The organism is Oleiphilus sp. HI0067 (assembly GCF_001635735.1).
The window spans coordinates 1-524 of the sequence record NZ_LWFI01000917.1; the positions used below are offsets into that span (position 1 = coordinate 1).

1 protein-coding gene is annotated in these 524 nt (G+C 39.9%); it reads left to right on the forward strand.

Going from position 1 to position 524, the window contains the following annotated elements; all coding sequences use genetic code 11:
* Positions 1 to 243 (forward strand): sterol desaturase family protein (locus A3739_RS10695; protein ID WP_197472269.1); only part of this gene is annotated, 243 nt, incomplete at its 5' end.
* Positions 244 to 524 lie beyond the last annotated feature (281 nt).

Below are 524 nucleotides of genomic sequence, written 5' to 3' on the forward strand. Positions count from 1 at the left end.
GCCGCACGCTTTGCATTCAACCTGTTTGGGGCAAACCTTCGCCATTCTCACATTTGGCTATCATTTGGCCCACTAGAGCGAATATTTATTAGTCCTGCGCAACATCAGATTCATCACAGTTCTGCTCCCGAACACCATAATCTAAATTTTGGTTCTCAATTATCTATCTGGGATCGCATGGGAGGGACCCTCTACCGCACAGATCAATACGAAAGACTTAACTTCGGGCTCAAAAGGCCATAAGACCCTACAATTTAACGCGCTCACCAATAATAATTTAAATAAAAATCATAATTATTTTCATTATTATTTGACATCTCTCGCGAAAAAAAAATAAACTCCTGACGCAAATAATAATTATTATCATTTATCACAATTTATTTGGATTATAAAAAATGAAAAAGACGTTTACCCTTTCAGCAATGGCACTTAGCGTTGCATTTGCTGGCTGCAGTAGCAGCGATGGAGGCGGTTCTTCCGCTCAACCTGCCTATTCTTTTGAAAGCCAGTTTGAAGCAGGCGAA